Annotated in this window: 24 protein-coding genes and 1 pseudogene; 17 read left to right on the top strand and 8 right to left on the bottom strand. The window is 64.3% G+C overall.

Annotated elements, in window-relative coordinates:
* Positions 1-191: 191 nt before the first annotated feature.
* Genes rplM through glmM form a run of 3 tightly spaced genes read left to right on the top strand, consistent with a single transcriptional unit; the run spans position 192 to position 2,550 of the window.
* Positions 192-638, top strand: a complete 447-nt coding sequence (gene rplM / locus C2138_RS10855; protein WP_108517775.1) for a 50S ribosomal protein L13 — start codon at positions 192-194, stop codon at positions 636-638.
* A 33-nt stretch (positions 639-671) separates the two neighbouring features.
* A complete protein-coding gene (rpsI, locus tag C2138_RS10850; RefSeq protein WP_108517774.1) occupies positions 672-1,157 on the top strand; it encodes a 30S ribosomal protein S9 in 486 nt (161 codons plus the stop codon).
* A gap of 25 nt (positions 1,158-1,182) precedes the next feature.
* Positions 1,183-2,550 (top strand): phosphoglucosamine mutase, encoded by a 1,368-nt coding sequence (glmM, locus tag C2138_RS10845; RefSeq protein ID WP_108517772.1) that lies wholly within the window; start codon positions 1,183-1,185, stop codon positions 2,548-2,550.
* Positions 2,551-2,571: 21 nt separating this feature from the next.
* Here the strand turns inward: glmM and coaA are convergent, their stop codons facing one another.
* Entirely contained in the window at positions 2,572-3,516 is a 945-nt protein-coding gene (gene coaA, locus C2138_RS10840) for a type I pantothenate kinase (RefSeq protein WP_108517771.1), read from the bottom strand.
* A 66-nt stretch (positions 3,517-3,582) separates the two neighbouring features.
* On the opposite strand from coaA, the gene glmS reads away from it, so the two are divergent.
* The 9 genes and pseudogenes from glmS (at position 3,583) to C2138_RS13665 (ending at position 10,745) form a co-directional block, all read left to right on the top strand.
* Positions 3,583-5,439, top strand: coding sequence for a glutamine--fructose-6-phosphate transaminase (isomerizing) (gene glmS / locus C2138_RS10835; RefSeq protein WP_108519083.1), 1,857 nt, complete (start codon positions 3,583-3,585; stop codon positions 5,437-5,439).
* A gap of 7 nt (positions 5,440-5,446) precedes the next feature.
* Positions 5,447-5,820: pseudogene (locus C2138_RS10830) on the top strand (holo-ACP synthase).
* A complete protein-coding gene (gene alr / locus C2138_RS10825; RefSeq protein WP_108517769.1) occupies positions 5,817-6,917 on the top strand; it encodes an alanine racemase in 1,101 nt (366 codons plus the stop codon). The pseudogene C2138_RS10830 and the gene alr overlap by 4 nt, the downstream one beginning before the upstream one ends.
* Entirely contained in the window at positions 6,914-7,390 is a 477-nt protein-coding gene (gene tsaE / locus C2138_RS10820; RefSeq protein ID WP_199286537.1) for a tRNA (adenosine(37)-N6)-threonylcarbamoyltransferase complex ATPase subunit type 1 TsaE, read from the top strand. Before alr ends, tsaE begins: the two co-directional genes overlap by 4 nt.
* Positions 7,390-8,022, top strand: coding sequence for a tRNA (adenosine(37)-N6)-threonylcarbamoyltransferase complex dimerization subunit type 1 TsaB (gene tsaB / locus C2138_RS10815; protein WP_108517768.1), 633 nt, complete (start codon positions 7,390-7,392; stop codon positions 8,020-8,022). Before tsaE ends, tsaB begins: the two co-directional genes overlap by 1 nt.
* Complete coding sequence (gene rimI / locus C2138_RS10810; protein WP_108517766.1) at positions 8,022-8,522, top strand: ribosomal protein S18-alanine N-acetyltransferase; 501 nt, start codon at positions 8,022-8,024, stop codon at positions 8,520-8,522. The genes tsaB and rimI overlap by 1 nt, the downstream gene beginning before the upstream one ends.
* Positions 8,512-9,618: a tRNA (adenosine(37)-N6)-threonylcarbamoyltransferase complex transferase subunit TsaD gene (tsaD, locus tag C2138_RS10805; RefSeq protein WP_108517764.1), complete on the top strand. Its 1,107-nt coding sequence runs from the start codon at positions 8,512-8,514 to the stop codon at positions 9,616-9,618. The genes rimI and tsaD overlap by 11 nt, the downstream gene beginning before the upstream one ends.
* An 88-nt stretch (positions 9,619-9,706) precedes the next feature.
* Positions 9,707-10,168 carry a DUF4190 domain-containing protein gene (locus C2138_RS10800; RefSeq protein WP_108517763.1) on the top strand — a complete coding sequence of 154 codons (462 nt, stop codon included), beginning with the start codon at positions 9,707-9,709 and terminating at the stop codon, positions 10,166-10,168.
* Between the two features lie 82 nt (positions 10,169-10,250).
* Entirely contained in the window at positions 10,251-10,745 is a 495-nt protein-coding gene (locus C2138_RS13665) for a DUF4190 domain-containing protein (RefSeq protein ID WP_159078207.1), read from the top strand.
* A gap of 24 nt (positions 10,746-10,769) precedes the next feature.
* On the opposite strand, the gene C2138_RS10790 is transcribed toward C2138_RS13665, so the two are convergent.
* The gene (locus C2138_RS10790) at positions 10,770-11,945 is read right to left on the bottom strand and encodes a THUMP-like domain-containing protein (RefSeq protein ID WP_108517759.1); all 1,176 of its coding nucleotides are present in this window, start codon (positions 11,943-11,945) and stop codon (positions 10,770-10,772) included.
* Between the two features lie 139 nt (positions 11,946-12,084).
* Here C2138_RS10790 and groES point away from each other — a divergent pair, with 139 nt between their 5' ends.
* The 3 genes from groES (at position 12,085) to C2138_RS10775 (ending at position 14,770) form a co-directional block, all read left to right on the top strand.
* Complete coding sequence (gene groES / locus C2138_RS10785) at positions 12,085-12,381, top strand: co-chaperone GroES (RefSeq protein WP_108517758.1); 297 nt, start codon at positions 12,085-12,087, stop codon at positions 12,379-12,381.
* A gap of 210 nt (positions 12,382-12,591) precedes the next feature.
* The gene (locus C2138_RS10780) at positions 12,592-13,377 is read left to right on the top strand and encodes an ABC transporter substrate-binding protein (RefSeq protein WP_108517756.1); all 786 of its coding nucleotides are present in this window, start codon (positions 12,592-12,594) and stop codon (positions 13,375-13,377) included.
* Positions 13,378-13,501: 124 nt separating this feature from the next.
* Entirely contained in the window at positions 13,502-14,770 is a 1,269-nt protein-coding gene (locus C2138_RS10775) for an ABC transporter substrate-binding protein (RefSeq protein WP_108517754.1), read from the top strand.
* Positions 14,771-14,831: 61 nt separating this feature from the next.
* On the opposite strand, the gene C2138_RS10770 is transcribed toward C2138_RS10775, so the two are convergent.
* The 4 genes from C2138_RS10770 to C2138_RS10755 are packed head-to-tail and all read right to left on the bottom strand — an operon-like array spanning position 14,832 to position 18,849.
* Complete coding sequence (locus tag C2138_RS10770; protein ID WP_108517752.1) at positions 14,832-15,599, bottom strand: ABC transporter ATP-binding protein; 768 nt, start codon at positions 15,597-15,599, stop codon at positions 14,832-14,834.
* Entirely contained in the window at positions 15,596-16,570 is a 975-nt protein-coding gene (locus tag C2138_RS10765; protein ID WP_108517750.1) for an ABC transporter ATP-binding protein, read from the bottom strand. Before C2138_RS10765 ends, C2138_RS10770 begins: the two co-directional genes overlap by 4 nt.
* Complete coding sequence (locus tag C2138_RS10760) at positions 16,560-17,540, bottom strand: branched-chain amino acid ABC transporter permease (protein ID WP_108517748.1); 981 nt, start codon at positions 17,538-17,540, stop codon at positions 16,560-16,562. The genes C2138_RS10765 and C2138_RS10760 overlap by 11 nt, the downstream gene beginning before the upstream one ends.
* A gap of 10 nt (positions 17,541-17,550) precedes the next feature.
* Positions 17,551-18,849, bottom strand: a complete 1,299-nt coding sequence (locus C2138_RS10755; RefSeq protein ID WP_108517747.1) for a branched-chain amino acid ABC transporter permease — start codon at positions 18,847-18,849, stop codon at positions 17,551-17,553.
* Between the two features lie 257 nt (positions 18,850-19,106).
* Between C2138_RS10755 and guaB the strand changes: the two genes are divergently transcribed.
* Complete coding sequence (guaB, locus tag C2138_RS10750; protein WP_108517745.1) at positions 19,107-20,609, top strand: IMP dehydrogenase; 1,503 nt, start codon at positions 19,107-19,109, stop codon at positions 20,607-20,609.
* 70 nt (positions 20,610-20,679) lie between these two features.
* Here the strand turns inward: guaB and C2138_RS10745 are convergent, their stop codons facing one another.
* Entirely contained in the window at positions 20,680-20,967 is a 288-nt protein-coding gene (locus C2138_RS10745) for a hypothetical protein (protein WP_108517743.1), read from the bottom strand.
* A gap of 41 nt (positions 20,968-21,008) precedes the next feature.
* On the bottom strand, positions 21,009-22,463 hold the full coding sequence (locus tag C2138_RS10740) for a PspC domain-containing protein (protein ID WP_159078206.1): 1,455 nt from the start codon (positions 22,461-22,463) through the stop codon (positions 21,009-21,011).
* Positions 22,464-22,575: 112 nt separating this feature from the next.
* On the opposite strand from C2138_RS10740, the gene C2138_RS10735 reads away from it, so the two are divergent.
* Positions 22,576-23,832 (top strand): ATP-binding protein, encoded by a 1,257-nt coding sequence (locus tag C2138_RS10735; RefSeq protein ID WP_241961105.1) that lies wholly within the window; start codon positions 22,576-22,578, stop codon positions 23,830-23,832.
* Positions 23,833-23,846: the final 14 nt, after the last annotated feature.

The raw sequence follows: 23,846 nt of genomic DNA, 5'->3' as shown, positions 1-23,846 counted from the left end.
GCTGCGCGCGTGCCGTCCGTTGAGAATTGCCATCGAAGACCGGCTGGTCTAAAGTAGACCCTTGGTGCCTGCGTCTCGTGCGCAGCATCCGATCATGAGCCCTCCACCGGCGCGTTCTCGGACATCGTCCGACAACTCGTCACGCGAGCGGGATTCACGAACACCTCACTCGATCAGAAAGCAGCACTACTGTGACTCGCACATTTTCTCCCACGCCCAATGATGTCCAGCGTGACTGGCTCATCATCGACGCGACCGACGTCGTGCTGGGCCGTCTTGCCAGCCACGCCGCAACGCTTCTCCGCGGCAAGCACAAGGCAACATTCGCTCCGCACATGGACATGGGCGACTTCGTCATCATCATCAACGCCGACAAGGTGGCGCTGACGGGCTCCAAGCTCGTTCAGAAGAAGGCCTACCGTCACTCGGGTTACCCGGGCGGCCTCACGGCTACCACCTACTCCGAGCTCCTTGAGAAGCACCCGACGCGCGCGGTCGAGAAGGCCATCCGCGGCATGCTCCCCAAGAACTCGATCGGTCGGGCTCAGCTTGCCAAGCTCAAGGTCTACGCGGGCCCCGAGCACCCTCACGCTGCGCAGCAGCCCAAGACCTACACCCTCGGCCAGGTCGCGCAGTAGCGCCGGCCGTAAGAAATAAGGATTCCCAACACCATGGCGAAGATCGCAGACTCCATCGACCAGGCTCCTGAGAGCTTCACGACCGAGACGCCCGCGTCGGAGGCTCCCAAGGCTCCCCGCGCCGTTCTCAACGTTCCCGGCGCAGCCGTGGGACGCCGCAAGCAGGCAATCGCCCGCGTGCGCATCGTTCCGGGCAACGGCGCTTTCGTCGTAAACGGCCGCACCCTCGAGAACTACTTCCCGAACAAGCTGCACCAGCAGCTCATCAACGACCCGTTCAAGGTGCTTGACCTCCTCGGCAGCTACGACGTCATTGCCAAGGTCACGGGCGGTGGCCCCTCGGGTCAGGCCGGTGCTGTTCGCCTCGCAATCGCTCGTTCGCTGAACGAGATCGACCGCGAGAACAACCGTCCCCTCCTCAAGAAGGCCGGATTCCTCACGCGTGACGCCCGCGTCATCGAGCGCAAGAAGGCCGGTCTCAAGAAGGCCCGCAAGGCTTCGCAGTTCTCGAAGCGCTAATCAGCGCTTCATAACGGCGACGAGGATGACGACTCGACTCTTCGGCACGGATGGCGTGCGGGGCCTGGCGAACCAGGACCTCACGGTGGAGCTAGCTCTCGGGCTTGCTCAATCCGCAGCTGTAGTACTCGGACAGGGGCGGGTGGCCGATGGCCGCCGCGCTTCTGGTCGGCGCCCCGTCGCCGTTATTGCGCGTGACCCCCGGATCTCGGGTGAGTTCATCAGCTCCGCTGTGGCGGCCGGACTCGCGAGCTCGGGGGTCGACGTGCTTGACGCCGGCGTCATCCCGACCCCGGCAGCAGCGTTTCTTATTGGAGACATCAAGGCCGACTTCGGCTTTATGATCTCCGCCTCGCACAACCCCGCCGACGATAACGGAATCAAGATTTTCGCCGTCGGCGGCACCAAACTTCCCGATGTGGTCGAGGACCGCATCGAGCATGCCTTCCGCACCGAGCGCAAGCTTGCGCCCACCGGTGTCGAGGTCGGGCGCATCCGCCGATTCGCCGATGCAGAAGACCGGTATGTGCTGCACCTCTTGGCGAGCCTTCCGCACCGTCTCGACGGCATCCACGTGGTGCTTGACTGCGCCCACGGCGCTGCCTCAGGGGTCTCTCCCCAGGTCTTCACGGATGCTGGCGCGCGCGTCACCGTGATCGGTGCCGATCCCGACGGATTCAACATCAACGATGGCGTGGGGTCCACCCACCTCGATCGTCTCGCCGAGGCCGTGCTTGCCCACGGTGCCGACGTCGGCATTGCTCACGACGGCGACGCCGACCGCTGCTTGGCCGTGGACCACGAGGGCAACATCGTCGACGGCGATCAGATCATGGCGATCCTCGCGCTGTCGATGAAGGAGCGCGGTCTGCTCAAGAACGACACGCTCGTCGCGACGGTTATGAGCAACCTCGGACTGCGCTTGGCAATGCAGGAGCATGGCATCGAGATGGTGCTCACCTCGGTGGGCGATCGTTACGTCTTGGAGGCGCTCAGCGAAAAGGGCCTCAATCTCGGCGGCGAACAGTCTGGCCATGTCATCATGAGCGACTTCGCGACGACCGGTGACGGCATTCTGACAGGCCTTCACCTCGTGGCAGAGATGGCCAGAACCACCAAATCGCTCGCCGAACTTGCCTCGGTGATGACCGTGTATCCGCAGGTCATGATCAACGTGCGCGGTGTCGACCGCACCAAGCTGGCCGAATGCGCGGAGGTTGCCGTCGCGATCACCGCGTGGGAATCCGAGCTGGGTGAGACGGGGCGCGTGCTCCTTCGTCCGTCAGGGACCGAGCCGATGGTTCGCGTCATGGTCGAGGCGGCAGACACCGAGACCGCCGAGCGTGCGGCACAGGAGCTAGCCGACGTGGTGCGCAAGCACCTCGCCGCATAAGCCAGCGACCGCGCGCCCGCGTCAGATCTTGCGCAGCAGGATCTTCTGAACCCTGTGCTGAGGGTCTTTGCGCAGCACGAGCGTTGCCCGTGACCGAGTCGGGCGCACATTCTCGGTGAGGTTCGGCAGGTTGATGCGCTGCCAGATGTCCGCAGCGGTGGCCCTGGCTGCTGCTTCGTCGAGGCTTGCGTACCGGTGAAAGTACGACTCTGGGTTCGTGAATGCCCCGCGTTGCAGCTTGAGGAATCGCTCCTCATACCAGCGGGCGATGTCTGCCGTGCGGGCATCCACATAAATGCTGAAGTCGAAGAGGTCGCTCACAGCCAGCTTGTTGCCCATGGGCGGCTGCAAAACGTTGAGCCCCTCGACGATGAGAATGTCGGGGCGGCGAACGACGGCCTCTGCCCCGGGAATGATGTCGTAGCTCAAGTGCGAATAGACGGGAGCGCGAACCTCGGCGACCCCGCTCTTGACCTGAGTGACGAAGCGAAGCAGCGACCGGCGATCGTAGGATTCCGGAAAACCCTTGCGCTGCATGAGCCCGCGGCGCTCGAGCTCGGCGTTGGGCAGCAGAAAGCCGTCGGTGGTGAGCAGGGCCACGCGGGGGGTTGATTCCCACCGGGCGAGTAAGACCCGCAGTAGCCGCGCGATCGTGGACTTGCCGACCGCAACGGAGCCGGCGACGCCGATGACAAAGGGTGTCGTGGGGGAGCGTTCCCCTAGAAATGCGCTCGTTGCGGCATGAAGCTGCTGCGCTCCGACCGCATAAAGATTGATGAGTCTGCTCAGCGGAAGGTAGACATCAGAAACCTCGTCGATTTCGAGCATGTCTCCGAGGCCCCTGAGGCCTGTGAGCTCATCGGGGGCAAGGGGCAGCTGCGTCGCTGGGGCCAGGTCTGCCCAGGCAGCCCGCTCGATTTCGACGAACGGAGTGCTTCCGGGGGAGCCATTAGTGGGGTCGGACATCGATCAGAAGCCTAGCGCTGCTCAATCTGGCCTTTTGTGCAGCCCCTGTGCCGTAAAATCGGGCGCATGTGTGGAATCGTGGGTTACGTCGGTAACGATAAGAGCGTTGAGGTACTCATGGGCGGCCTTCGCCGCCTCGAATACCGTGGTTACGATTCTGCCGGGATCGCGGTGATTGACACAGAAGGTCGCCTGGATACGCGCAAGAAGGCGGGCAAGCTGCAGAAGCTTGCCGACGAGCTCGAGTCGAACCCCATCGCCAATGGCCGCACCGGCATCGGCCACACCCGCTGGGCGACGCATGGCGCCCCCAACGACACGAACGCGCATCCGCATCTGGGAGATGGCGGCAAGCTCGCCCTCATCCACAACGGAATTATCGAGAACTTTGCCGAGCTCAAGCAGGAGCTCATCGACGAGGACCCCGAGACGGTGTTCCTGAGCGAGACCGACAGTGAGGTCGCCGCGCTGCTCGTTGGCCGCGCATACCGCGAAGCGGGCAGCCTTGCCGAGGCGCTTCGGGCCGTGGTCAACCGCCTGCACGGCGCATTCACTCTTCTCGTCATGCACGAGGACGAGCCCGGTGTTGTCGTGGGCGCTCGCCGCAACTCGCCGCTCGTGATCGGGCTCGGCGATGGGGAGAACTTTCTCGGTTCTGATGTCGCCGCCTTTATCGAGCACACACACCGCGCGATGGAGATCGGTCAGGACCAGCTCGCGATCATCACTCCCGACGCCGTGACGGTCACCGATTTTGATGGCAATCTCGTCGACACCACGTCGTTCGAGGTCAAGTGGGATGCGTCTGCCGCCGAAAAGGGCGGATGGTCGAGCTTTATGGCCAAGGAGATCAGCGAGGAGCCCGAGGCCGTTGCCAAGACTCTTCTCGGCCGCGTTGCCGACGGCAGCGTTCATCTGAGCGAGCTTGATTCCATTGGCGACGACGCTCTGCGATCGATTGACCGCATCGTGATCGTGGGTGCCGGCACCGCGAACTTCACCGGCATGCAGGCCAAGTACGCGATCGAAAAGTGGACAAGGGTCCCCGTGGAGGTCGAGCTGTCGCACGAGTTCCGTTACCGCGACCCGATTCTCACCCCCAACACGCTTGTGGTCTCCACGAGCCAGTCCGGCGAGACCATGGACACCCTCATGGCGGTCAAGTATGCGCGCGAAAACGGCGCCCGCACGCTGTCCATCTGCAACACGCAGGGCGCAACCATTCCGCGAGAGTCTGACGCTGTGGTCTACACCCACGCCGGCCCCGAGGTAGCGGTGGCGTCGACCAAGGCGTTCGTCGCCCAGGTTATTGCCCTATACCTTTTTGGCCTTCACCTTGCTGTCGTTCGCGGCACCTTGTCGAAGGACGAAGTCGCCGAAATCGTCACGGAGCTCAACGCGCTCCCTGACAAGATGGCGACCGTTCTGGAGCAGCACGACTCCATCAAGCAGCTTGCTGGCTGGATGGCCGACACTCGATCCGTTCTCTTCCTGGGTCGCCACGCCGGATATCCGGTCGCGCTGGAGGGCGCCCTCAAACTCAAGGAGATCGCCTACATTCACGCGGAAGGCTTCGCCGCTGGCGAGCTCAAGCATGGGCCGATCGCCCTCATCGAGCCGGGGATCCCGGTCTTCGTTGTCGTCCCGAGCCCTCGCGATCCGAACTCGCTGCACAAGAAGGTTGTCTCGAACATCCAGGAGATTCGCGCCCGCGGTGCCCGCATCCTGGCCATCGCAGAGCAGGGTGATGCGGCCGTTCTGCCCTACGCCGACGTCGTTATTCCAATTCCGCTGGCTTCGACGCTGATCGAGCCGTTGCTCGCGGTCATTCCGTTGCAGATCTTCGCTCTTGAGCTTGCTTCGGCCAAGGGCCTCGATGTCGACCAGCCGCGTAACCTCGCTAAATCGGTGACGGTCGAATAGGTCACTCATGATCATCGGTGTCGGCGTAGATCTGGTAGATCTTGCACGATTCGAGCGCGCAGCTAGCCGCACACCGCGACTGCTCGACCGCCTGTTCGCTGAGAGCGAACAGTTTGCGGGGGCCGCCAGCGGCCGCTCCGGTCGCTCGCGGCGCGTTTCGCGGCCAAAGAGGCGCTCATCAAGGCGATTGGCGACTCGGCAGGAATGCGCTGGCACGACGTGCGCGTCGTCTCCAACGAGCTGCGGAACCCGTCCTTCGAGCTTGATGGCGCGATTGCGGATGTTGTGGCGGCGCGGGGAATTACGCGGCTCCACCTGTCGATGAGTCACGATGGGGGAGTGGCGACCGCGTATGTGATCGCCGAAGGTGCGCCCGAATGACCGGCGCACTGCGCAATCTCTCCGTGTCGCTCGGCGCCATAACTCGCAACGTCGAGCATCTGCGAAATGTTGTCGGCACGCAGCACACGATGGCGGTGGTCAAGGCGCAGGCCTACGGTCACGGCGCCGTCGAGAGTGCGCGCGCGGCCATCGCCGGAGGCGCCGACTGGCTCGGCGTTGCCGACATCTCCGAGGGTCTCGCTCTGCGCCGAGCAGGCCTCGACGCTCCGATCCTCGCGTGGCTGCATGATCCCGAACAGGATTTCTCGCAGGCTGTGGCGGAGCGCATCGATCTCGGTGTGAGCTACCTCGCCCAGCTCGACAGGGTTGCAGATGCCGGCTTCGCTCGAGTGCACCTCAAGGTTGATACAGGGCTGAGTCGCAACGGCGTCGAGCGTGCCCACTGGGCCGCCGTTTTTGCCAGGGCGGCGGAGCTGGAGAAGAGCGGGCGCATCCGCGTCGTCGGAATGTTCAGTCATCTGGCCAACGCCGGTCGAGCGAGCGACTTGGATCAGGTTGCCGTCTTCGACGAGGCAATTGCCGCCGCGCGGGATGCGGGGCTAAGGCCTGAGTTGCTGCATATTGCCGCGACCGCTGGTGCCATCGACCTGCCCGAAGCCCGCTATAACCTCGTGCGCCTCGGCATCGGAATCTATGGACTCTCGCCCTTCGAGGACCGCAGTTCTGCCGATCTCGCACTTGAACCTGCGATGAGGCTGACCGCTCGCATCGCCGCAGTTAAGCGGGTGCCGGCTGGCTCCGGTGTGTCCTACGGGCTCAGCTATCGCACGGCAAAGGAGACGACGCTCGCGCTCATTCCCCTCGGGTACGCCGACGGAATTCCCCGCCATGCCTCCGGCACTGGCGCGGTGTGGGTTAACGGGGTTGTGTGCCCGATCGCGGGGCGCATCGCAATGGATCAGTTTGTCGTCGACCTCGGCACGGTCGAGGCGTCAATCGACGACGAGGCAGTGCTGTTCGGAGACCCGGCGGATGGGGTGCCGTCTGCCGATGAGTGGGCCCTCGCCTGCGACACGATCAATTACGAGATCGTCACCCGTCTCGGCGGGCGGATCGTGAGGAGCTTTCGCCCATGAGCGAGAACTCGTTCACGATCGACACCCCCGAGGCCATGGAGGAGTTCGGTGCTCGCGTCGCGCGCGAGCTGCGAGCCGGCGATGTCGTGGCCCTCAACGGTGAACTCGGCGCGGGCAAGACAACCTTCACGCGCGGACTGGGGCAGGCTCTCGGCGTGCGCGGCGCCGTGACGAGCCCCACTTTTGTCTTGGCTCGAACCCATCCGCGCCCAGCGGGTGGTGCCCCGCTCGTTCACGTTGACGCGTACCGCATGGGCAATCCGGCTGAGCTTGACGATCTCGACATCGACTTCGAGGGCTCAATCGTCGTGGTCGAATGGGCGGCGGGGATGCTTGACGCGGTTGTCGACGAATGGCTGGAGATCGGCATCGTGCGCCCTGTCGGTGGTGTTGAGTCCGAGGAAGGCGTCGAGCCTCGCCAGGTCACCGTCACGGGCCATGGCCATCGCTGGGCGGACATTAGGCTGGACTGATGCTGCTCTCTATCGATACGTCTGCCGGTACGAGTGTTGCCGTCGTCGACCGGGAGCGTGGCGTCATCGTCGAGCACTCCGAGGCCGATACTCGCCGCCATGCCGAGGTCATTGGGGAGCTGATTGCCCGCTGCCTAGCCGATGCTGAGGTGTCGGTAACCGCTCTATCCGGTGTCGCCGTGGGGATGGGACCGGGGCCGTTCACTGGGCTTCGCGTTGGCATCGCCGCCGGGCAGGCCTTCGCGCTGGGGGCGGACAAGCCCGCCGTTCGTGTCGTCAGTCACGATGCGCTCGCGTTCGGCCATTACGCGAGAGGCGGTCATGGCCCGCTTCTGGTGGTCACGGATGCGCGCCGCAAAGAGGTTTACTGGTCCGCGTATTCAGGGGCTGACGATGCAGGGCTGCCCGTGCGCTCCGCCGCCCCCGGGCTCGTCTCCCCCGAAGGGCTCGCCGCCGCCGTACCCGGGTTCGCCGATCATGTTCGCCTCGACGCCACGGAGGTCTCCGCCGGCGATCTCGGCATGCTCGCCGAGACCATGTTCTTTCACGGTCGTCCGTTTGCCGGCCGCGAGCCGCTCTATCTGCGCTCCCCCGACGTGACCCTGTCGAGCGGGCCGAAGCGCGTCAGCTGATGGCCTGGCTCATGCGCAGGGCGAGTCTTGACGACCTCGACGCCATCATGGAGATCGAGTCCTCAACATTCGGCAGCGATGCGTGGTCGGCGCGGGCGATGGCGTCCGAGCTCGATAATCCCCATACCTACTACCTCGTGGCCATCGCCGAAGACGGCAACGCGATCGAGGGCTATTCGGGGCTTCTCGCCCCGCGCGGCGGCATCCAGGCCGACATCCAAACCATTGCGGTTGCGGCGAGTGCCCGCCGCAAAGGCCTCGGGCGCGCGATGATGCTGCAGATGATCACAGAGGCGCGCCAGCGCGGTGCCCGCGAGGTGTTCCTCGAGGTGCGCGCGGACAACCCGGGTGCGCAGGCGCTCTATGAGCAGCTGGGGTTTGAGGCCATCGCCGTTCGCCCCCGCTATTACCAACCAGATGGGGTGGATGCCGTCGTAATGCGACACGCGCTTGAAGCGCCGCGAGCATCCCCTGCGATCGGAGTCGACCATGACCATTGATTCACTGACAAGCCCGCGCGAGCCGCTCGTGCTGGGCATCGAGACGAGCTGCGACGAGACCGGCGTGGGAATTGTGCGGGGCACAACGTTGCTGGCCAATGTGATCGCATCGTCGATGGATGAGCATGCTCGCTACGGCGGAGTTGTGCCCGAAATTGCGGCGCGCGCGCACCTCGAAGCGCTCACGCCAACGCTCAAGGCCGCGCTCGCCGAGGCCCAGGTCGATCTCCATGATCTCGATGCGATCGCCGTCACCAGTGGCCCTGGCCTCTCCGGTGCGCTCATGGTGGGGGTTGGCGCCGCCAAGGCCCTCGCGATATCGCTCGACAAGCCGCTCTACGCGGTCAACCACCTGGTCGGCCATGTGGGCGCGGACATCCTGAGCGGCGATCTTTCTGGCCAGACGCGCGCGGGTGATTCTGCCGATACTGCTTTTGAATACCCCACGATCGCCCTCCTTGTTTCGGGCGGACACACATCGCTTCTTCTCGTTCGCGATCTGGTCGACGACGTCGAACTGCTCGGCGAGACGATTGACGATGCGGCGGGCGAGGCCTTTGACAAGGTTGCCCGGCTGCTGGGTCTTCCGTACCCGGGCGGCCCTCAGATCGATGCCGTTGCCGTCAACGGTGATCCGAACGCGATTCGCTTTCCGCGGGGGCTGAGCCTGCCCAAGGACATGGAGAAGCATCGCTACGACTTCTCCTTCTCTGGCCTCAAGACGGCCGTCGCCCGGTGGGTTGAGCAGTGCCGCGATTCCGGCCAAGAGGTTCCTGTGGCGGATGTTGCGGCCAGCTTTAGGGAGGCCGTAGCGGATGTGTTGATCACCAAGGCGGTCAAGGCCTGCCGTGAGCTGGGAGTGCCTCGGTTGTTGCTGGGGGGCGGTGTCGTGGCAAATGCCAGGGTGCGACAGCTTGCGGAGGAGCGCTGCGCGGCGGCGGGAGTGGCTCTGCGCATTCCGCCCCTTTCGCTGTGCACAGACAACGGCGCCATGATCGCGGCCCTCGGTGCCCAGCTCGTCGCGGCGGGCAGGGCGCCATCCGGGCTCGGGTTCGGCGCGGATTCCACCCTCCCGGTTACAGACATTCAGGCGTAGCTTGGTTAGTCGCGCGATTGACACCTATTTTTGGCGCTGCCACGATGGGCAGCGCAATATGTCAATTCGCGACTAAGGAGCCAGCCGCATGTCAGATCCCACCCCTCCCTCTAACTCAGATTCGATCTCTGAGCCCACCCCGGTGCCCAGCGCCGAGCCCACGTCGGCACCTATGCCGCCAGCACCGCCTGTGCCGCCTGCTCCGCCGGCCAGCCCCTATGGTGCCGCTACGACGGGCTCAGAAGCCCCCGCAAACCCCTACGCATCGGCACCGACGGCTCCCTCGGAGCCCAAGGTTCTGAGCATCATTTCGATGATCGCCGGAATCGTCGGCGTAATCAGCTTCGGCTATTTCGGTCTTGCGTCGATCGCGGCGCTCGTGCTCGGCTACATGGGTCGCAAGCGCGAACCGGCGGCTCGGGGATTCTGGCTCACCGGCATCATCACCGGCTGGGTCGGAATCGCCGCGATGATTCTCGTGTTCGTGTTCTGGATTATCTTCATCGTCGCGGCCGCTAACAGCGGCTACTCCAGCTACTCCAACTTCTAACAGATTGCTGCGGTCGGCCCAAGGCCGGCCGCAGTGCACCACCGGCACAGCTCGTGACGTAATGGAACTGAAAGGAACTCTGATGACTGACAACTCCAACTCCGAGGTTCCGCCCGTGCCACCCGCAGGGTCCGCTCCCAGTCCAGACGAACCTCGCCTGCCAGCATCGAGTCCTGCGGCCCCGAGTCCTGCGGCCCCGAGTCCTGCGGCATCCACGTCGTCGCAGACGACACCTCCGCCCCCTCCCGCATCCTCACCACCGCAGCAGTCGTATTCGCCGTATGCGTCAACGACGGCGTCGGAGCCCAAAGGCCTCAGCATCGCGTCGATGGTTGCCGGAATCGGCGGCCTCGTGCTGTCGTTCGCAGGCATCGGCATCCTCGCGGCTATCGCCGCAGTAATTTGCGGCCACCTCGCCCAGAAGCGCGAGCCGTACGCCCGCCCCTTCTGGCTCACGGGCCTCATCACCGGGTATGTCGGCATCGGCCTTGCCGTGCTCTTCTTGCTGCTGTTGCTGCCGTTCGTGCTGCTGTTCTTTGCCGGGCTCGGCGGAGGCTGGGACTCCTACAACTACTAGGCGCCCGCTCGCTGCTGCAGCAGGCTAATCCCGCACCGCCAGCAGGGCGGTATGGCGGTCGGCAATCCGCGTCAAAAACAGGGTGGCCGATCCATCACCCTTCAGCGCCATTTTCTTGCGGAACAGCGCGGGGTCGATATCGACTCCGCGCTTTTTGATTTCGAGGGTGCCGATCCCTCGCGCCGCGAGTTCTTTCTTGAGCTTGCGTTCGTCGAGAGCAAAGCGGTCAACAATGCGAAACCGGCTCGCGAACGGGGTGTCGACAGGGTCATCCGCCGTGACATAAGCGATTCCCGGGCTCACCATTCGACCGCCAATCGCGCGGGCAAGGTCTCCTATGAGGCGAGCCCGGATGACGGCGCCATCTGGCTCATAAAGATATGGTCCGAGGTCGCCGACCTCGACGTCGTCGCTGTCGGCCCCTCCCGTGAGTTCTGCCGCGCCGTGCTGGCCGATCACGAGGGCTGCGCGGCGGATGCCCGGGCGGGCGACCGCCCCCATCCAGACTCCCAGTTCCACGACATCCCGGTCAACGGATATCCATTGGGCTTCGGCATCGGCGGGGATGAGGTCGCGGTCGATGCCCGGCCCGAGCTTGACCCCGACGGGCATGTGCTCAGCGAGCCCAAATGCGAAGTCGAGCGAGGGCGACCAGTCGGACGGGTCGTGCAGACGGCCCCGCTCATTGCGTCGAGCCGGATCGAGCCAGGCGGCGTCGACGCTGCTCAGGTCGACGCTCGTGGCATCGGAGTTCTCCACCGTGACGGCGGGCCACGGGGCGAGGTTGTAGGCGGCGACTGCGGCGGTGACCTCGTCCCGCTCAACGGCGAGCACGCCTAGGTCGAGTCCTGCTAGCGCGAGGGAGTCTGCGCCGATTCCGCAGCCCAGATCGGCAATGCGCGTGGCGCCCGCGGAGCGAAACCGTCCCGCATGCAGGGAGGCGACGCTGAGTCGCGTAGCCTGCTCGAGACCCGCCTCGGTGAAGAGCATCCTGGCCGCAAACGGGCCGAACTTGGCGGCAGCGCGCCCCCGCAGCCGCGACTGGTTGAGCACCGCTGCGACCATCGCTGGCGGGTGGCCTGCGGCGCGCAGTTCGCTCACAGTGCGCACGACATCGTCGCGCGAGCCATAGGCGGGCAGCGAGTCGAGCAACCGCAGCCCCTCGGGGGACAGTACTTCTCGCAGCTCAGCGGCATCCATCCGTTCATTATTCAGGAACACCGATGCATTGGCACTCGGATTGCGAGAGTGCTAACCGGGCCGCTACAGTTGATCTGGCACTCTCCCCGTGAGGGTGCTAACCCCAAGTTTCTTCACGCACTTCAGAAAGAGGTCAACCGTGTCGGTGTCCATCAAGCCGCTCGAAGATCGCATTGTCATCAAGCAGGTCGAGGCCGAGCAGACGACTGCATCCGGTCTTGTCATTCCTGACACTGCCAAGGAGAAGCCCCAGGAGGGCGAAGTTGTTGCAGTGGGCCCCGGCCGCATTGACGACAACGGCAACCGCATTCCCCTCGACGTCGCCGTTGGCGACAAGGTGATCTACTCCAAGTACGGCGGAACCGAAGTCAAGTACGGCGGCGACGACCTGCTCGTGCTGTCGGCTCGCGACGTTCTCGCAGTCGTCGTCCGCTAAGGACTACACGCATTAGCCGATGAGGCCCACCCGACACTGTCGGGTGGGCCTCATCGTTTTTATCGGCCTTATCGTTTCAGCGGGAAAACAGATCTCCCGGGATGCGCGTCTTTGCCGCGCTCCGCCGCCGCGCCTGAGGTGGTGGCGGCGCAATAGTCGATAGGGTTCCCCGTGTTCGCGCCCCGGCGAGGCCGCGACGGAGGGGATGACATGAGGCGAATTACCGGATGCGACCGTGCGGAGCAGGGGGCCCGGCGGCCAGCGACGGCAGCACGACTCGCCGCCCTCACGATTGCCGCAGTCCTCGCGCTGTCTGGCTGTGCAGCGGAGCCGACAGAACCCATGACGTCGAAGGCTCCCGCGCCCAGCGCGCCAGCGTCATCCGGTGACGGGGTGCTCACGATCGGAACGTTGTTCTCCATAGGGGGCTCTTCTGCCGATATCGCTGCGGCGCAGATCGCGGGGGTCGAGCTGGCCGTGCGGGAGATCAATGAGGCGGGCGGCGTGCTCGGCGAGCCCGTGAGGGTGTTCCACCGCACGTCGGGCAATGCCGATGAGAGCGTGGTCGAGGCATCTTTCGCGGAGCTCGTAACCAAGGAGGTCGATGTCGTTATCGGGCTCACGTCGTCGACTCTGGTGGATCGCATTCAGCCGCTCGCGGATGAGTCCGGTATTGCGCTGTTCTCGCAGGCGACGGCAACAGGCAGCGCGGTCGACGATACGTTCGCCTCCCGGGTGCTGTCCATGGATCCGGCCATCCGCACCACCGACTTCGCGGCCGAAGCCTATGACGCCACAATTTTGGCGGCCCTTGCGGCGACGGTTGCCGACGACGACGGAGGGGCGACGATCGCCTACGCCGCGGCAGGGCTCATGGCAGAAGGCGGGGCAGATCGGATCGAGTGCACAAGCTTCGGCGAATGCCGTCATGTGCTCGCCGACCGAGCCGATATTCACTACTCAGGCATCTCGGGAGCACTACCCCCATTTTCCTGAGAAAGGTTAAGCATGTTACTAGCCCGTAACACAGAGGTATTGTGCGAGCGCTCCCAGCGGAATACCGTGACACAACGGCAGTGTCCTGTCGTGTTTTCATCACGTTTCTAACGCAAGGAGCAACATGAGCGTATTTGCGAATGCACACGCCGGCTCGCGCGGACGAAAGTCCCTGTATGCGGGAATCGCCGGCCTTGGTGCCGTCGCTCTCGTGCTGAGCGGCTGTGCTGCAGATAGTGGCAATTCCAATGGCGGCAACAGCGGCGAGGACCTGACGCTGAAGATCGGTACAGCACTTCCGCAGACTGGCAACCTCGCATTCCTCGGCCCGCCCGAGAACGCGGGAGTCGCCTACGCGGCGTCCCTCATCAACGAGGCAGACCTCGGCATTACGATCGAGGTCGTTGAGGGTGACTCTGGCGACACAGACAACAAGGCATACGAGACCGAGATTCCGCGCCTTCTGAGCGAGGACGTTTCGGCGATTGTGGGCGCAGCATCATCCGGTGTTTCGCTCCAGTTCATTGACGAGGTTGTCGCTGCTGACACAATTCTCTTCTCGCCGGCCAACACGTCCGATGCATTCACGATGTATGAGGACAACGGCCTGTACTTCCGCACAGCCCCCTCCGATGTTCTCCAGGGCGAAGTTCTGGGCAACCTCATCGCCGAAGATGGTCACGAGACGCTCGGAATGATCGTGCTCAACGACTCTTACGGCACGGGACTCGCCAAGTACACGAAGGAGGCGTTCGAAGCCGCAGGTGGCAAGGTCGTCGCTGAACCCACGTACAACACGGGTGACACGTCGTTCGACGCTCAGATCAGCGAGGTCATCGCTCAGGACCCCGACGCGATCGTCCTGATCACGTTCGAAGAGGTCAAGACGATGATCCCCAACGTGGTGAGCGCGTTCCCGGCGGAGAACCTGTACTTCGTGGATGGCAACCTCGCCAACTTCGGAGACCAGTACCCGGCAGGCACCCTCACGGGCGCCAAGGGCACCTTCCCCGGCACGAACGTCGACACGCTTGGCGACTTCACCACGGCGCTCAATGAGTTCTGGGTCGGCGAAGGCGAGAAGGAGCTCACGGAGTTCACCTACGGAGCCGAGTCCTACGACGCGGTCATCCTGCTCGCGTTGGCTGCCCTCAAGGCGGGGTCGACGGATGGCCCTGCAATCGCAGAGGCGCTTCAGGCGGTCTCCGGCGGCTCGGGTGATGGCGAAAAGTGCACCACGTTCGCTGACTGCGCCGAGATCATCAACGGAGGCGGCGACGCCGACTACGACGGTGTTTCAGGACCGATCACGTTCAACGAGGTCGGCGACCCGACCGAGGCGACTATCGGAACCTACATCTTCGGTGAGGACAACAACTACTCGGCTTACTAAGCCGATATCACGATGAAGGGCCCGGGCGAAAGCCCGGGCCCTTTGTCGTTGTTATTTGCTGTTAGTCCTGGCCCAGGGTGCCCAGGTACAGCCCGATCACCTTGGGGTCGTTGAGCAGGTCGCGGCCCGTGCCGGTGTGGGCGTTGCGCCCCTGGTCGAGCACATAACCCCTGTCGCAGATCTGCAGGCAGCGCCGAGCATTCTGCTCGACCATGATGACGGTCACCCCGGCCTTGTTGATCTCAGAGACTCGGATGAAGGCCTCGTCCTGACGCACGGGGGAGAGACCAGCAGACGGCTCGTCGAGCAGCATGACGTGCGGATCCATCATGAGAGCGCGAGACATGGCCACCATCTGGCGCTCGCCGCCGGAGAGAGAGCCAGCGCGCTGCTTGAGGCGGGAACCCAGCTCGCCGAAGATGCCGATGACAAAGTCGAGCCGCTCTTTGTAGATGGAGGGGTTCTGGTAGAGCCCCATCTTGAGGTTGTCTTCGATGCTCAGGCTCGGGAACACATTGTTGTTCTGGGGCACGAAGCCCACGCCGCGGCCGACAAGCTTGTTGGCCTTGAGCCCCGTGATGTCGTCGCCTCTGAGGCGAATCGATCCACCTCGCACGTGCACCTGGCCAAAAATGGCCTTGAGCAGGGTCGACTTGCCGGCGCCGTTAGGGCCGATGATTCCGATGAGCTCACCCTGGGCTGCCGTGAGGTTGGTGCCATTGAGGATGTTGACGCCCGGCAGGTAGCCGGCCACGAGGTCGGTTACCTCGACGACGGGAACCCCCGTTGCCGGTGTCTCTGCGCTCGTGGCGATCACTGGAGTGCTCATTCTTTGCCCTTCTGCTGCCCGGCATCCGCCTGAGCCTCTTCGATCTCGGCGACGAGCTCTGCGGCCTCGTTCGACAGTTCGCCCTCGTAGCGGCCTGTGACGACGCCCAGGTCGACATCCTGATGTGCGCCGAGGTAGGCGTCGATCACGGCTGGATCTTTCATGACGTCGGCGGGAGGCCCCTCCGCGACCACGCGGCCCTCAGCCATCACGACGACCCAGTCGGCGATGTGTCGAACCATGTGCATGTCGTGCTCTACAAAGAGCACGGTCATCCCCTGGTCCTTGAGGTTGAGGATGTGCTCAAGGAGCGACTGCGTGAGCGCGGGGTTCACTCCAGCCATGGGCTCGTCGAGCATCACGAGGGTCGGATCGCTCATGAGCGCGCGAGCCATTTCGAGGAGCTTGCGCTGCCCGCCGGAGAGGCTTGCCGCGAAGTCGTCCTTTTTGGTGTCGAGCTTGAATCGCTTGAGCAGCTCGAGCGCTTTGATGTCGAACTCCGCCTCCTGGGCGCGCCACAGCCACGGAAAAAGCCCTGAGAAGAACTTTTCGCCACGCTGGTGCTGCGCCCCGAGCTTCATGTTCTCGAGAACCGTGAGCAGGCCGAGCGATTTTGTGAGCTGGAACGTTCGAACCTGGCCTCGCTGGGACACCTTGAAGGCGGGAACCCCCGAGAGAGACTTGCCATCAAACGCCCACGAACCCTGATCAGGCTTGTCGAACCCGGTGAGGAGGTTGAACAGCGTGGTCTTGCCAGCACCGTTGGGGCCGATCAACGCCGTGATGGCGTTGCGCGGAATCTCGAGGTGGTCGACATCCACGGCCGTGAGGCCGCCGAAGGTGCGCTTAACGCCGTCGGCCACGAGAATCGGGTCCACCTTGGCCACGCCGGGGCCGATCTCGCCCTTGTGGAGCCCGGTCGACTTGACCCGCGCGACCGGGGTGGTTGGGGTAGCTGCGTCACTTGACAAAGGTCAGCTCCTTTTTGTTGCCGAGGATGCCCTGCGGTCGATAGATCACCAGGAGCATGAGCGCTACACCCACGAGGATGAACCGCAGCGTCTGCGCCTGAGTTGTCGACATGAAGGGCAGCAGACCAGCCTGAACAAGCGCTGGAAGGAAGTTGCTGAGGAACGCCTGCACGACCCAGTAGAGCACCGCTCCGAGAACGGGCCCGAAGATAGTGGCGGCGCCACCGAGCAGCAGGGCAGTCCACACGAAGAACGTGAGCGAGGTCACATAGACTCCGGGGTTCACCGATGACGGCAACGCGTAGACGATGCCGCCGAGCGAGCCGAAGATGCCGCCAAGAACGAGCGCCTGGAGCTTGTAGGAGAAGACGTTCTTGCCCAGCGAGCGCACGGCATCCTCGTCTTCTCGAATGCCCCGAAGCACACGGCCCCACGGGCTGCGCATGATTGCCCACACGATCAGCACCGCGATGGCGACCAGGACGATGCCAATGATGCGCACCCACCAGCCGTTCTCGTTATAGACCCACGGCCCAAAGCCATAGGTTCCCGGCGGAATGGGGTTCGACGCTCTAAAGCTCGCGTGGTACCCGCTCAGCCCATCGGCAGAACCCGTGATGGCGTCGAACTCTGTGGAGAGAAACAGCAATCGCACGATTTCGGCCGCCGCGATCGTGACGATCGCGAGGTAGTCGCCTCGGAGCCGCAGAGTCGGGATGCCAAGAACGAGCGAGAAGATCACCGAGGCACCCATGGCGATGAGGACTCCAGCCCACCAGGGCAGCCCGAAGGTGAGGATCGAGATGGCGTAGCCATACGCGCCGATCGCCATGTACGCCGCGATGCCCATGTTGAGTAGGCCCGCAAAGCCGAAGTGCACGGCCAGGCCGATCGCCGCGAGCGCATACCCGAGGGTGGCCGGCGCGATGATGGCGGAGGCGGTGTTGGAGAAGATTCCTAGCCAGTCCATGAGGGCCCCCTTAACCTATTCTCTCTCTGCGGCCCAAAATTCCTTGGGGCCGGAACAGCAACACGAGGATGAGAACGCCGAGAGCCCCGACGTATTTGAGGTCCGGTGGAATCCACAGCCCAGAGATCTCGACGAGAACGCCGACGATGATCGAGCCGATGAGTGCCCCATATGCGGTGCCAAGCCCGCCGAGGGTTACGGCGGCGAAGACGAGCAGCAGGATCTGAGCGCCCATGTCCCATTTGATGCCCGGGCGGAAGTACGCGTAGAGCACGCCGGAGAGGCCGGCCAAGGCCGCGGCGACGATCCATACGATGCGCACGACCTTGTCGACGTCAATGCCCGATGCTGCTGCGAGCGAGGCGTTGTCGGAGACGGCCCGGGTGGCCTTGCCGATGCGACTGAAGGTGAGCCACCCCGCGAAGACGACGATGACGACGATGCTGATCGCCATGCTCGTGATGTCGATCCAGGAGAGCTGCACAGACCCAAAGAGTGTGATCTTCTCGGCGCTCGCGCCGGGCAGCTGAAGTGTTCCTCCGCCGATGAAGAACTGGAACACATAGCGCAGGGCAAGGGAGAGCCCGATGCTCACGATCATGAGCTGCACGATTCCGAGCCCTCGTGATCGCAACGGTTTCCAGAGGCCGGCATCGAGCACCCAGCCGAAGAGCGCACTCACCACCACGGTCAACGGAAGAGCCGCCCAGAGCGGCAGAGCGAGCGTCACGCTGAAGAGCAGCGCCATCACGGCACCGAAGGTGACCATCTCGGCGTGGGCGAAGTTGGAGAGACCCGTTGTGCCAAACACCAGCGAGATGCCCACCGCGGCGAGTCCGAGCATGAGCCCAAAGTTGATGCCGTTGATCGTGCGGGAGATGAGCTGGTCGGCAAAGCTGGTCTGATTGCGCTCTCCCTCACCGATGAAGAAGTTCATTGTGACGCGACCGCCGGGGCCGATCTCGACCTCCTGAACGTTGGTTCCCTCGATGACGGCGATGCCCTCCGGCAGCGTCGATTCGTCGAGTGTCACGGTGTAGGTGTCTCGTTCTGGAACGCCCGCTCGCCACTTGCCCTCGACATCCGTGAGCACTTCGAGGTCGACCCCGCTGCCCTCAACCGTGATGCGAACATCCTCAAGCGGCGTGCCCTCGTTTTTGACGTTGCCGCTGATCTTGTACGGCTCGTCTTCGCCGACTTCGTCTGCCATCGCTGGCCCGGCAAAAAGGGAGAACGCGCCGACAAGTGTCGCAAAGACCACGGTTTTCCACCGTGATCGTCGTGCGCGGGGACTACTGGTGTTGCTCATGGAACCTCCAGTGAAGCGGCTGTGGTGCGGGTGTAACCGAGGACAGCTTTCGTCGTCGTTGACGTTACTTCTAGATTGTGACGCGCATGTTAAGCGGGTCGCCACAAACGTTTCGCCCTAAACGTAGTGGGAAACCCCGCTGGCGGAATAGCGGGGAGCGTGAACCGGTTAGCATTGATTACCGGGAATCAGAGCAGCTTCACCGGCAACAATCGCCCACTTACCGGGCATTTTGGCCACTCTCACTAAGGGGAACAATGGACCAGCCGGATCCCTTCGGTTTCATCGGACTCACCTACGACGACGTGATGCTGCTGCCTGGCCATACCGACGTCATTCCGAGCGAGGTCGACACATCGTCGAGACTCACGCGAAACATCCGGGTAAACACGCCCCTCATTTCGGCGGCAATGGATACGGTCACCGAGGCGCGCATGGCAATCTCGATGGCCCGCCAGGGCGGTCTTGGTGTTTTGCACCGCAACCTCTCGATCGCAGACCAGGCGGCCTACGTCGATAAGGTCAAGCGCTCGGAGTCGGGAATGATCACGAACCCCGTGACGACACACCCCGATGCCACCGTCGCCGAAGTTGATGCGCTGTGCGGGCAGTTTCGAGTCTCAGGACTCCCCGTCGTAGAGGGCGACGGCAAGCTCGTGGGCATCATCACCAACCGCGACATGCGCTTCGTCTCGCAGTTCGAGAAAGCCACGACCCTCGTGCGAGATGTCATGAGCCGGATGCCGCTCATCACCGCACCCACGGGAATCGACCCCGACAGTGCTGTGGCAATCTTCGCCGAGCACAAGATCGAGAAGCTCCCCCTCATCGACGAGAATGGCCGGCTCACGGGCCTCATCACCGTCAAGGACTTCGATAAGACCGAGCAGTACCCCAACGCCACAAAGGATGACGAGGGCCGCCTTCGCGTCGGCGCGGCAGTCGGATTCTTCGGCGACGCCTGGGAGCGTGCTGGCGCGCTCGCCGATGCCGGCGTTGACGTGATCGTGGTCGACACCGCCAACGGTGACTCCCGTGGCGAAATCGACATCATCAAGCGACTCAAGGCAGACCCCGCATTCGCGGCGATCGACATCATCGGCGGCAATGTCGCCACACGTTCGGGAGCTCAGGCGCTCGTGGATGCTGGAGCTGACGCCATCAAGGTGGGAGTCGGCCCCGGCTCCATCTGCACCACCCGCGTGGTGGCCGGCGTTGGCGTGCCCCAGGTGACGGCCGTTTACGAGGCATCGCTGGCGGCCCGCGAAGCGGGCGTTCCCGTAATTGCCGACGGTGGCCTGCAGTATTCGGGCGATATCGCCAAGGCCCTCGTCGCTGGCGCCGAAACGGTCATGCTCGGCTCGCTTCTCGCGGGAACCGATGAGAGCCCCGGCGACATGATCTTTATCAACGGCAAGCAGTTCAAGACCTACCGTGGAATGGGATCTCTCGGGGCGATGCAGACTCGGGGCAAGAAGACCTCGTACTCGCGCGACCGCTACTTTCAGGCCGATGTTCCGAGCGACGAGCAGTTGATCGCCGAGGGTATCGAGGGCAAGGTCGCTTACCGCGGCCCCGTCTCAAGCGTGACCTACCAGCTGCTCGGTGGCCTGCGTCAGTCGATGTTCTACGTCGGCGCCCGCACGATCGAGGAGCTGCGCAACAAGGGCAAGTTCGTGCGCATCACGGCTGCCGGGCTCAAGGAATCACACCCCCACGACATCCAGATGGTCGTAGAAGCTCCGAACTACCGCAACTAGGCCCGTGATCTAGCGGGCGCGTGCACGAAGGCCCGAGGACGATGTCCTCGGGCCTTCGTCGTTGCGGGGGTTAGGAGCTTCGCCGCGATGCCGCTGCGATGCCGCCGACGATGAGGATGAGACCCAGGCCAAGGCCGCCCCAGGCCAGGGCCGTCCACCCGTCGACGATATTCGGGTCGACCACCCGAGCGGTGACGAAGAGGGCGGCAAGGCCCAGCAGAATCACGCCCCACACGACCGTGGACATGCGGACGGGGCGTCGGGTGCGGGGAGGAGGGGTCGGTGCGGTCGTCCACTTTTCGTCGGTGAAGTCGAGGCGCACCGTCGGGTCGTTCGTGTCGCTTGTGTTGTCGCTCATGATGAGGTTTCCGTTTCTCGTGACGTTGGGGATGCGGCGGCTCAGCGAGCCTGGCTCACGCTGACTTCGCCCGCGATGACGTGGATCTCGACGAGCACCAGCCTGTCGTCGTCTGAACTCCCGGAGCGGGGCTCGAACTCAAAGACACGGGTGATGCCAACTCCGTCGGTGTCGAAGTCGCGGTTGTCGCCGCGGCCCGAAGTGATGCTGCCGAAGGTGACATCCACGTCGACCTGGCTGGCGACATCCGCAGGGGCGATTACGGTGACTTCACCCGCGACGACGGTGAGCTCGATGGTGCGGTCGAAGCCGTTGGAGGTGAACTCTTCTGAGTAGTCGCTGAGGTCTAGCCTCACGTCCCCTGCAATCACGGTGCGTTCCTGAGCATGGGCCGCCGCGGCGGGCTGCCAGATGATGTCGCGGTCGGAGATGAGCGGGCCGCGCACCGAGCTGAAGAAGCTCGTGAGGATGAGGGCGATGACAAGGAGCACGGCGACGCCGCTGGACCCGCCGCTGCGCTTGCCGCGAAAGCCGTTGATGATGATGGCGACGGCGAGCACGGCAAGCGATGCACTCATCGAGGCAACGACCTTTGACTCGACTGCCCAGTCGAAGGAGGAGATGATCAGGGCGGTTGCGCCGCCCGCGATGAGGGCGAGACCGATGGCGATGAGGGTGTAGGTGGCGCCGGGGCGAGTGATGCGGTCGTGCTCCTCCGCGATTCGGCGACGTTCCGCTGCGGCCTCCTGGTTTATCCGGCGGCGCTCGGCGGCGGCCTGCTGCTGCTTGGCGTGAGCGCTCGCGTTCTGGTCGCGCCGCCATTCGTCGTTCGTGCGCTTCCACTCAGCCTGCTGCTGCTTCCAGGCGGCAAGTTCGGCGTCTCCACTGCCCGCCGGGGGCGCAGGAGGAGCAGTGGGCGCCGCTGTCATTGTTTCGCCCGCCACGAAGGAGGCCGACGACGCAGGGGTCTCGGAAGGCGCTGTGCTGTCCGCAGCGCTGTAGGGCGGGCCGGCGGGGGTCGACGGCGCCTTGCGGGCGAGCCAGATGACCAGCCATACGGCGGCACCCGTGAGTAAAACGGCCCAGATGATTCCGGCGAGCGACGGGCCGTTGTACCAGCCGGAGTCAATGCCGGGGAAGAACCACCAACCGGTGCTGCCGAACGGAAGCAGGGCGATCAGCAGCATCACTCCGATGCCGGCAATGGCCTTATCGAATGTGCCGCGAAAGAGCTCTTCAAGGTGGATGCGCCCCGTGGTGTCGGGAAGCAGTGCCCACGCCGCCGCATACAGCAGCAGGGCGGGTGCGCCGAGAAGGGCAAGCGCGACGATAATGCCGCGCACAATGAGGGCGTCAATGCCGAGGCGGGTGGCGAGGCCTGCGGCAACGCCGCCGATCCAGCCCGGCTCGCGGATGATGCCGAGCCCGCGCATCCACTCGAAGAACGAGTTGCTGCCGTTGGGTGCCTGTGATGGGGCAGGAGAGTCGTTGGTCATGGTTATATCGTGGCCCCGGGCTCGGCGCCCGGCCATGGGGGACGCCCCTGAGCGAACCCTGATCTTGGCCCGCTCACTCCCCGGGGGTGCTCCCGTCTGCTTGGATTGATGCGTGAGCACAGCATCCGGAGCCGACCACGCGCACGACGCCGCCACGGCGTCGCTCTCGCTGCGCCCGCCGCTCGTGCGTCCCCGCAAAACTCTGGTCGGGGGAGTGAGCGTTGCCCTCGCCAACCACCTGGGCTGGCCCGTCTCCAGAATCCGCTGGCTCTTTGCCCTCACCAGCCTGATCGGCGGGGCTGGAGCGCTGCTCTACCTGTGGCTGTGGGCGCTCACCCCTTCGGAAGGTTCCGGTACGCGCCGAACCGGCGCAGAGCGGTCATCCGGTGCGGCACTCTCGGCCGATGACGATGATGCGCCTCAGCGCCGGGCACCCATCGCCGCAGTGCTTCTCGTTCTGGGATCCATCGCCTCCGTCGTCGCCGTCATTCAATCGGCGGTGGGAGCATCCACGGTCACGGCGATCGTGCTTGCCATCGTGTTGACCGGCAGCGCGGTGGGGTTCAGCCTCGCCTTTGACGAAGCAGACGCCTCGCGCTCACGGCGCTACGTGGTCACGGTGCGAGCGCTCGGCGTTGCCGTGTTTCTTATGGCGGGCCTCCTGCTGCTGTCGTCGAATGGTGGTCGCCCCGATGCGATGACGGCTGTTTTGGCCGTGGTCATGCTCGTGCTCGGCCTTGGCGTCGCGGTCGCCCCTCTGCTCGTCAAACTGTGGACCGACCTGCTCGCGGAACGCGCCGGTCGTGTGCGAGAGGAGCAACGCGCCGAGATCGCGGCCCACTTGCACGATTCCGTCTTGCAGACCCTCGCGCTCATCCAGAACCGTGCCGGTGCCTCGAGCGACATTGCACGGCTAGCTCGCGCCCAGGAGAGAGAACTCCGCGAATGGCTTTTTGCCGGAACCGAACCGATCAGCGCCGACCTGGCGCAAGAACTGCGCGATATTGCTGCGGCGATCGAGCTCGACCATCCCGCTCGCATCGACGTGGTCGCGGTCGGCGAATCGATGACGGCGTCGGCGGTCATCGTCGCGGCCGCCCGGGAGGCCATGCTGAACGCTGCGCGCCACGCTGGCGGCGACGTCTCCGTCTATATCGAGGGCTCGGCCAGTGCCGTTGACGTTTTTGTGCGCGACCGTGGCCCGGGAATCGATCTCGATGCGTTGCCGGCCGACCGATTCGGCGTGCGAGAATCCATCGTCGGTCGCATGCAGCGCGCCGGCGGATCAGCGACTGTTCAGCCCGGCGCGGGAGGCTCGGGCACCGAAGTGCATCTGCACCTGCCCTGGCAAGCAGTGCATCATGAGTGAGCTAGGAGCGACCC

The sequence above is a fragment of the Salinibacterium hongtaonis genome (assembly GCF_003065485.1).
Taxonomy (GTDB): domain Bacteria; phylum Actinomycetota; class Actinomycetes; order Actinomycetales; family Microbacteriaceae; genus Homoserinimonas; species Homoserinimonas hongtaonis.
Note: the sequence above shows the minus strand (reverse complement) of the source record. Positions and strands in the feature narration are given on the sequence as shown.